Raw genomic sequence first — 8,278 nt, 5'->3', positions numbered from 1 at the left:
CGCAAGCCTCAAGCTCGAGGCGGGCTGGTGAGGAAAGAAAGTCAGGGCGGATCATAAGCAATAGCTGAATCGTTCCAAACCCAGCAGTCAAGTCAACAAATTCGGCTTCTGCAGGACTCGGAGTATAACGCAATCAATCGAGGAGTTCGGATATGACATTTTCCAAAATCGTTGTCGGCGCGGCATTGAGTGCGGCCCTCGCACTTCCGGTCATGGCCCAAGACATGAACGCGGTCGAAGCGCGGCAGGGGCAGTTCAAGCTTTATGGCCACAACCTGGCTGTTCTTGGTGGCATGGCGCAAGGCCGCATGGACTATGACGCCGCGATGGCCCAGACAGCGGCGGACAACCTGTTCCACCTGACACGTCATGATCAATCGCGTCTGTGGCCGGAAGGCACCGATTCGTCGATGGTGATGGAGACCCGCGCCAAAGCCGAAATCTGGGAAAATCTGGACGACTTCACCGCCAAATTCGTGGCATTGCAGGAAGCGTCCGTCGCGCTGCAAGGGGCCGCTGGCAACGGGTTGGACGCGCTGCGCCCTGCTGTCGGGGCGGTGGGCCAAGCCTGCGGTGCCTGCCACGAAGATTACCGCGAAGAAAGCTGATATTGATCGCAAGATCAGGTTAATATGGGCCGCCCCGGCAGTGTCGGGGCGGCCCGTGTCCAGCATGTGACGGGGCAATGACATGAAACGCGCGGCTTTTGTTGTTTTGGCGCTTGGCCTTCTGGGCGGCGCTGCGGCATGGTTTATCACCCGCCCAAGCCCCCTGCCCGCCACCGTGTCGCAACGCCTGACGGGCGACGCCGCGGCGGGCGAGCGCATCTTTCTGGCGGGCGGCTGCGCGTCCTGCCATATGGGCACTCAGGACGGCGCAGACCCGAAGGTGCTGCGCGGCGGGGCCGCGTTTGACACGCAATTCGGCACATTCTACGCGCCCAATATCAGCCCGGACCCCGACCACGGCATCGGCGGCTGGAGTCAGGCAGACTTCCTGAACGCGGTCATGCGCGGCATCTCTCCGCAAGGGCAGCACTACTACCCGGCCTTCCCCTACACGTCCTACGCCAAGGCCGACCCGCAAGACGTGGCCGATCTTTACGCCTACATGATGACCCTGCCCGCCGATGCAACGCCATCGCGCGCGCATGATCTGGGCTTTCCATTCAACATCCGCCGCAGCGTTGGCGTGTGGAAGGCGCTCTATATGAACCGCGATTGGGTGGTGACGGGCGATCTGACAGCCGAAGAAACCCAAGGTCGCTATCTGGCAGAAGCGCTGGCGCATTGCGCGGAATGCCACACCCCGCGCGACATGCTGGGGGGGATGCAAACCGCCAACTGGCTGCAAGGTGCGGCCAACCCATCGGGCGACGGGCGTATCCCCCCGATCGCGGGTGAGGATTTTACATGGACCGCGTTCGATATCAGCGCCTATCTGGAGACCGGTTTTACACCCTCCTTCGACGTCGCAGGTGGGTCGATGGCCAAGGTGATCGCCAACCTTGGCCAGTTGGACAAGGCCGAACTGGACGCGATTGCCGCCTATATTCTGCGCGCGGACAAGCAGGAATAACGCGGGGGCCACAGCTTTGCCGGGATCGTGCCTTGCCGGTGGCCCGTTTCGCACCCATAATCACCGGATCAGAACCAAAGCGCCGGACCCATGTCGGATAATTCCAAATCCACCACGCCCCTGTCCCCGCGGCTGAGCTTTGGCGAGAAGTTCCGCCTGCAAACTTGGTTGATGGGAATAATCGCCTTTGCAGTGGTGTTGTTCCTGCTGGTGCAGGCGAAATTCATCCTGATCTCGCTGGCGATTGCGATTGTGCTGTTCTCGCTGACCTCGGATGCGATCAATTCCATCCAGAGCATGAAAATCGGCAATCTGCGGGTTACGAACTGGGTCGCGTCGGTCGCGGCGGTGGTTCTGATCGCCTCTGGCCTGCTGACTTTGGTGGGGCTGGTAATTTCCCAGATCAACACGGTTCTGACCACGACGCTGGCCTACACAGAGGACGCGCAACGCGCCATCGCGCGCATGTTCGCGTGGATGGGCGAGGATGTCGAAGCCTCGGTGCTGGCCACGGTCCAGTCGATCGAGATTTCAGGCTATCTGCGCTCCGCCGCCGGACAGGCCGGATCGCTTTTGTCACAGGTTGTTCTGATCATCCTGTTCGTGGGGTTCCTGTTCGCCGAACGGGTCTGGTTCAGCACCAAGCTGGAAAACCTGATGGAAGACAACGCGCAGGCCAACAGGGTCAGCGCGATAATCGGGTCCATCATCCGGCGGGTAAACCGCTACCTGCTGGTCAAAACACTGATCAGCGCGGTCACGGGCGGGCTGATCTTTGCGCTGCTCAGCGTGTTCAACCTGCAATTTGCGGCCGCGATGGCGCTGTTTACCTTCGTGCTGAACTTCATTCCGTCGGTCGGGTCCATCATTGCAACGCTGGTGGTCACGCTGGTGGCCTATATACAGGTTGCCGAACCCTCGACCGCGATCCTGATCTTTGTCATCGCCGGGATGATCCAGTTCTTGCTGGGCAATGTCATCGACCCGATGCTGATGGGCAAGACGCTGCGGTTGTCGTCCTTTGGGATCATTATCTCGCTGGCATTCTGGGGCGCGGTCTGGGGCGTGCCGGGCATGTTCCTTGCCGTGCCGTTCATGGTCGCGGTGATGATTGTCTGCTCGCATATTCCCGCCGCGCGTCCGGTCGCTGTGTTGCTATCGCGCGAAGGGTTGCCGGAAGAAGAGTTCCCCCTGCGCCCGCCGAGCCAGAAAGACGAAATCGAAGAACGTCAGTTCGCCAAGGCCATCGGCGCGGAGTAGCCCTAGCCCTTGGTGCGCGCCAGCGCGTCTTGCAGCACATGAACCCGAATGGCAGAGGCCAGCCCGATATCGCCGCGCGCGGCGTCGATCCGGGCTGCCAGCGTATTCAGAGCCACCCCGTCGCGCGCGGCTATGGCGCGGAATTCGCGCCAGAAATCGGCTTCCAGTGACACCGATGTGCGGTGCCCGCGCAAGGTCAGTGAGTGTTTGACGGGACGCGCGCTCATGGGTCGCGCTTGTGACGGTCCAGATGGTTGCGCGCCGTGTCCGCCTCTGCCTGCTGTGCCTGCCGTTCGGCCATGCTGCGACCATGGCGCGCGGCTTTCGCGTCGCCCTGTCGGCGCTTGGCATCGCGCGCGGCCTGCTTTTTATGCGTGCGCAGATTGATGATCTTGCTCATACCCGCCAGATTAGCCGCGCACCCCGTGCTCGGCAACGTCGATTTCAACATCCCGCGCCGCCGGATGCTCTGCACCCCAGATCACGGCGGCGTCCTTGCTGACAAGGCGGCGCTCTGCGGCATCCAGCCGTTGCAACGCGCGCGCACGGTCGCCGGTCTGCGCCAACGCCCGCGCATAGAGCTTTTGCACAGAGGCCGGACGCCATGGCAACGCGGCTTGCGACAGCCAGGCGCGCAGATCGGATGGCAAGCGGTCATAGTCTTGCATCGGATCGCGTGTTCGGGTTTTCGCGCGCAGATGAGTGCGGCGGTTGCGGCTGCTCATGCCGCCTCTGCCCGCCGCCAGAGCGGAAACGGGTCGGGAAGGTCAGGCAGTGCGTCCGGGCCTTGCGCCTGATCTTCGGGCAGCAGGCACCCATCCAGCCGCGCCTTCAGCGCCGCCCAATCAATCCCTGTTCCGATAAAGACGATCTCTTGGCGACGATCGCCCCACGGCTCTGACCAATGCGCAGCCATGTAATTGCGCGCGGCCTCGTGGTCGGGCCAACGCTCACGCGGGACAGCAGCCCACCATGTGCCCAAGGGCTTGACCGAAGAGAGCGCCCCGGCCAATGAAAACTCGGCCACCCAATCAGGCCGTGTGGCAATCCAGAAATGCCCTTTGGCGCGGATCACGCCCGGCAGTTCACCATTCAGCACCGCCATGATCTGCTCGGGCACAAAGGGGCGGCGCGCGCGGTAGACATGGCTTGTGACGCCGTATTCCTCGGTTTCGGGGGTATGATCGGCAAAGCCATAAAGTTCCTTGGCCCACATCGGGTGCTCATGCGCGGCCTCGAAATCAAACAAGCCGGTGTCGAGAATGGCTTCTGCGGCGACCTGCGACTGGTTCGTCTCGATTATGCGCGCATCGGCGTTCAGGCTGCGGATGATCTTGCGCGCGGCATCGGTGCGCTCTGGTCCGGCATCGGCCACTTTGTTCAGGATCACTACATCGGCAAATTCGATCTGGTCGGTCAGCAGATGGACCAGCGTGCGGTCGTCCTCTTCGCCCAAGGTTTCACCACGGTCACGCAAAAAATCATGGCTGGAGAAATCACGCAGCAGGTTCACGGCATCAACCACCGTGACCATCGTGTCCAGCCGCGCCACGTCGGACAAGCTATCGCCGTCCTCGTCGCGGAAATCGAAGGTCGCGGCGACGGGCAACGGTTCGGAAATGCCGGTCGATTCGATCAGCAGGTAGTCGAACCGCCCCTCCGCAGCCAGTTTGCGCACTTCCAGCAGCAAATCGTCGCGCAGCGTGCAGCAGATGCAGCCATTCGACATTTCCACCAAGGTCTCATCGGTGCGTGACAATTCAGTGTCGGCGCGCACCAGATCGGCGTCGATATTCACCTCTGACATGTCATTGACAATGACCGCAACGCGCCGCCCGTCGCGGTTGTTCAGAACGCGGTTCAGAAGCGTGGTCTTACCCGCGCCAAGAAAGCCGGACAGGACGGTAACGGGCAAACGGTGATCTTGGGGCATGAGGATATCCTTCAACGTCTCGGAATTTGTTATGTTATATTATTACAATTTGGAAACCGCAAGACCACTCCCGCATCTCTGGCGACTGCAACAAAACTGATACGAAGTGGTCACATCTCTGTCGCGCTCTCGGGGCATGGTGCGTCAAACTTGGCCAACCGGATGGTGCTATGCCCCCAGATTGCGCAGATGATCGCCCCCCGCCCCAAGGGCGCACCCTGTTCCTGTCGGATTTGCATTTGGGGGCGCTGTCGTCGCAGGCAGACGCAGTGCTGCGCTTTCTGACGGAAAACCCTGCCCAAACCTACATACTCGTCGGCGATATTCTGGACCTGTGGCACCCCATGTTGCCGCATTGGACCGCCGCCGACCAAGCCGTGATCGACCATTTGCGCGCCCGCGCCCGAATGGGGGCCAAGCTGATCTATGTGCGCGGCAACCATGACCCGGACCCAACGCTTATACCCGACCATGCCCGCCTGCCCGCCACCCATGTCACGCGGCTTGTGCATCACGGGGCCAATGGCAAACGCTATCTGGTCGTGCATGGGGACGAGGCCGACAGCCGCCTGATCCGCCTGCATGCCATGACCCGGATCGGTAGTCTGATCGACCATGGCTTGCGGCGGCTTGAACGGATCATGCGCCGCCTGTTGCGCCTGCAACCCCATGCGCGGGGCGCGGTGGACATGATCATCCTTGGTCTGAACATGTTGCGCTACCGGGGTCGCGCGCATGAACGGCGCATGGTGCAACTGGCCCGCAATGAAGGGCTGGACGGAGTGATCTGCGGACATTTCCATATTGCCGCGCTGCATGAGCATTTCGGCCTGACCTATGCCAATTGCGGCGACTGGGTCGACAGCATGACCGCATTGGACGACCGGGGCGATGGCGTGCTGCGCCGCCTTGGCGGACGCGAGGCGCTGGCCACAAGGGCCAATGACATACCCGGCACAGACCCGAAAGAAATCACACCATGAGCGACGCGACAAACGTGACACAACAACTGGGCGCGGCGGTGTTCCAGAAACCGGCCACCGTGCTGGGACGGCTGAACGAACGTGTGTTCGCGCATTTGTTCGACGGGTTGGTCTATGCCCAGATCTGGGAAGATCCGGTCGCCGATATGGACGCGCTGGCGCTGAAACCCGGCGCGGATATGATCTGCATCGCCTCTGGCGGGTGCAATGTCATGTCCTATCTGACGGCCGATCCGGCCAGCGTGACCGCAGTGGACCTGTCGCCCGCGCATATCGCGCTGTTGAAGCTGAAGCAGACCGCAGCGCAAACCCTGACACAGTCCGAATTCCACGACCTGTTCGCCCGTGCCGACCGCCCGAACAATCCGGCGCTGGTTCAGCAGCTTTTGCCCAAGCTGGACCCGACCGCGCGCGCCTATTGGGGCGGACATAGCCTTGGCAGCCAACGCAGCCGCTATTTCGCGCGCGGGTTCTACCGTCAGGGTGTATTGGGCCGGTTCATCGGCGCGGTGCATCTGGTTGGCAAACTGGCGCGGGTGGATTTTCGCCCGCTTTTGGATGCGCCCGACATGGCCGCGCAGCGCCGGTTTTATGACACTGCGATTGACCCGCTTTTCGACAAGAAATTGGTGCGCTTTCTGGCGCGGCAGCGCGCGTCGCTGTTCGGGTTGGGCATTCCCCCGGCGCAATACGACAAGCTGGCCGGCGATGGCGCGATCATCGAAGTGTTGCGCGAACGTGCGCGCCGACTGGTCTGCGATTTCCCGGTGCGCGAAAATTACTTTTTGTGGCAGGCCTTCCATCGCGGTTATCAGGACGCCCCGGATGCCAGCTTGCCCCCCTATCTGATGCCGCAGAACTTTGACCAGATCGCAGCGCGCGCCACGCGGGTGCGGGCCGAGAATGCGTCTTTCACCGACCATCTGGCCGCGCGGGCGGATGCCTCGCTCGATGCCTATACCCTGCTGGACGCACAAGACTGGATGAATGACGCGCAACTGACCGCGCTTTGGGCGCAGATCACCCGCACGGCACGCCCCGGTGCGCGGGTTCTGTTTCGCACTGGCGGCACCGATGACATTCTGCCGGGCCGTGTACCACAGCATGTGTTGGGCCAGTGGCGCTACGATATGGCGGCCTCTGCGCGGGCCTTCGCGCGGGATCGCTCTGCCATTTATGGCGGTGTCCATCTGTACCGTTTCGGGGGCTAAGCCGATGGCAGAGACCAGCCATGCCGTTTTGATGGACAAAACCTACCGCCGCCAACGGCTTATCTATGACGCGACGCGCGCATGGTTCCTGCTGGGGCGGGACCATCTGGTCGCGCATCTGGATGTGCCCGCAGGCGGGCGCGTGCTGGAGATTGCCTGCGGCACCGGCCGCAATCTGGATCATATCGCCCGCGCAACGCCCGAAGGCCGCCTTTACGGGCTGGATATATCCGAAGAGATGCTGCGCAGCGCCCGTGCCAAATTGGGACCGCGCGCCATGCTGGCCCATGGCGATGCCACCGCCTTTGACGGGCGCACGCTGTTCAGCGTGGCTGGGTTCGACCGCGTGTTCCTGTCCTACAGCCTGTCGATGATCCCCGACTGGACCCGCGCGATCGACTGTGCGCTGGACCATCTGGCACCCGGCGGCAGCCTGCATCTGGTCGATTTCGGCCGCCAGCACCGTTTGCCGAGCATCGCCCGCGCGGGGCTGAACGCGTGGCTGGCAAAATTCCACGTCACACCGCGCCATACCTTGAACGCGCATCTGCGCGATGTGGCCAACCGGCGCGGATTGCACTTGGAACACGCCGATCTGTTTGCCAGCTACGCTCAACACGCGATCCTGACGCGACACAGCAATTAGCCGCGATCCAGGTTTCGGGAGCGCCTGGAATCTGGTATCCACGGCGCATGAGCCTGAACAAATTTCGTAAATTCCTCTATGCGCTCGCCAAGTATTCGGGCGATGCTCAGGCGCTGACCTCTAAACGCAAAGGGGCGGTGACGCGCCGCATCGGGCGGCGCATCGCAGGCCGGATCACCGGCAAGGGCTTGGGCAAGCTGTTCAAATAAAGTTACCCGGCGGACGCGCCCATAACATGCCCCAGCTCTGCCCCTGACAGCACCATGTGCCGCGCGCGGCCCACGATCAGCGGGTCCGGTGCGCGGGCAATTTCGGGGTCTTTGTCAGGATAGTCCAGCGTCGACAGAAAATGCTTCATGCATTCCAGCCGCGCGCGTTTCTTGTCCTTGGATTTGACCACCGTCCACGGCGCATCGGCGGTGTCGGTGTAAAAGAACATCGCTTCCTTGGCTTGGGTATACTTCTTCTACTCCAAAACCCGAAAGTTCTCGTGTGTTATGACGCGGAAGTTATCTGACACCTTGTCGCGGAATTTCTTCCATTCCTGCGGGATGGTCTCACGCATGAATGCAAGGATGGCGTCGGCGAATTGCTTCTGACTTCGGTAGTAGCGATTGTGGGTGACATAATGGTGCAAGACCGCCCAAAGACGTTCAATTGGATTGAG

The 8,278-nt window shown here is 61.8% G+C and carries 11 protein-coding genes and 2 pseudogenes; 7 read left to right on the top strand and 6 right to left on the bottom strand.

What is annotated here, in order from left to right:
* Positions 1–152 precede the first annotated feature (152 nt).
* The 3 genes from ROE7235_RS18005 to ROE7235_RS17995 all read left to right on the top strand — a co-directional run bounded on the left by ROE7235_RS18005 (position 153) and on the right by ROE7235_RS17995 (position 2,838).
* Entirely contained in the window at positions 153–608 is a 456-nt protein-coding gene (locus ROE7235_RS18005; protein WP_121097053.1) for a c-type cytochrome, read from the top strand.
* Positions 609–690: 82 nt separating this feature from the next.
* A complete protein-coding gene (locus ROE7235_RS18000) occupies positions 691–1,578 on the top strand; it encodes a cytochrome c (RefSeq protein ID WP_121097051.1) in 888 nt (295 codons plus the stop codon).
* A gap of 90 nt (positions 1,579–1,668) precedes the next feature.
* Positions 1,669–2,838, top strand: a complete 1,170-nt coding sequence (locus tag ROE7235_RS17995) for an AI-2E family transporter (protein WP_183073573.1) — start codon at positions 1,669–1,671, stop codon at positions 2,836–2,838.
* A gap of 2 nt (positions 2,839–2,840) precedes the next feature.
* Here ROE7235_RS17995 and ROE7235_RS17990 read toward each other — a convergent pair whose 3' ends face one another.
* From ROE7235_RS17990 to ROE7235_RS17975, 4 genes are read right to left on the bottom strand one after another with little or no spacing between them, the layout of a single operon-like run.
* The gene (locus ROE7235_RS17990) at positions 2,841–3,065 is read right to left on the bottom strand and encodes a ribbon-helix-helix domain-containing protein (RefSeq protein WP_121097049.1); all 225 of its coding nucleotides are present in this window, start codon (positions 3,063–3,065) and stop codon (positions 2,841–2,843) included.
* Positions 3,062–3,238, bottom strand: a complete 177-nt coding sequence (locus tag ROE7235_RS17985; protein ID WP_121097046.1) for a DUF4169 family protein — start codon at positions 3,236–3,238, stop codon at positions 3,062–3,064. Before ROE7235_RS17985 ends, ROE7235_RS17990 begins: the two co-directional genes overlap by 4 nt.
* Before the next feature lie 10 nt (positions 3,239–3,248).
* On the bottom strand, positions 3,249–3,563 hold the full coding sequence (locus ROE7235_RS17980; protein ID WP_121097044.1) for a DUF6525 family protein: 315 nt from the start codon (positions 3,561–3,563) through the stop codon (positions 3,249–3,251).
* Entirely contained in the window at positions 3,560–4,771 is a 1,212-nt protein-coding gene (locus ROE7235_RS17975; RefSeq protein ID WP_121097042.1) for a GTP-binding protein, read from the bottom strand. Before ROE7235_RS17975 ends, ROE7235_RS17980 begins: the two co-directional genes overlap by 4 nt.
* A 170-nt stretch (positions 4,772–4,941) precedes the next feature.
* Here ROE7235_RS17975 and ROE7235_RS17970 point away from each other — a divergent pair, with 170 nt between their 5' ends.
* From ROE7235_RS17970 to ROE7235_RS20250, 4 genes are read left to right on the top strand one after another with little or no spacing between them, the layout of a single operon-like run.
* A complete protein-coding gene (locus ROE7235_RS17970; protein ID WP_121097040.1) occupies positions 4,942–5,754 on the top strand; it encodes a UDP-2,3-diacylglucosamine diphosphatase in 813 nt (270 codons plus the stop codon).
* Entirely contained in the window at positions 5,751–6,965 is a 1,215-nt protein-coding gene (locus ROE7235_RS17965; RefSeq protein ID WP_121097038.1) for a BtaA family protein, read from the top strand. The genes ROE7235_RS17970 and ROE7235_RS17965 overlap by 4 nt, the downstream gene beginning before the upstream one ends.
* A gap of 4 nt (positions 6,966–6,969) precedes the next feature.
* Positions 6,970–7,611, top strand: a complete 642-nt coding sequence (locus tag ROE7235_RS17960; protein ID WP_121097036.1) for a class I SAM-dependent methyltransferase — start codon at positions 6,970–6,972, stop codon at positions 7,609–7,611.
* A gap of 47 nt (positions 7,612–7,658) precedes the next feature.
* The gene (locus ROE7235_RS20250; RefSeq protein WP_183073572.1) at positions 7,659–7,820 is read left to right on the top strand and encodes a hypothetical protein; all 162 of its coding nucleotides are present in this window, start codon (positions 7,659–7,661) and stop codon (positions 7,818–7,820) included.
* A 2-nt stretch (positions 7,821–7,822) separates the two neighbouring features.
* On the opposite strand, the pseudogene ROE7235_RS17955 reads toward ROE7235_RS20250, so the two are convergent.
* Together ROE7235_RS17955 and ROE7235_RS17950 are read right to left on the bottom strand one after the other, a co-directional pair.
* Positions 7,823–8,071 (bottom strand): annotated as a pseudogene (locus ROE7235_RS17955) (polyphosphate kinase 2); the annotation flags it as partial.
* A gap of 6 nt (positions 8,072–8,077) precedes the next feature.
* Positions 8,078–8,278, bottom strand: a pseudogene (locus ROE7235_RS17950) (IS630 family transposase); the annotation flags it as partial.

Source organism: Roseinatronobacter ekhonensis (assembly GCF_900499075.1).
Lineage (GTDB): Bacteria > Pseudomonadota > Alphaproteobacteria > Rhodobacterales > Rhodobacteraceae > Roseinatronobacter > Roseinatronobacter ekhonensis.
The sequence above is the reverse complement of the archived record's forward strand: the minus strand, read 5'-3'. Positions and strand labels throughout refer to the sequence as shown.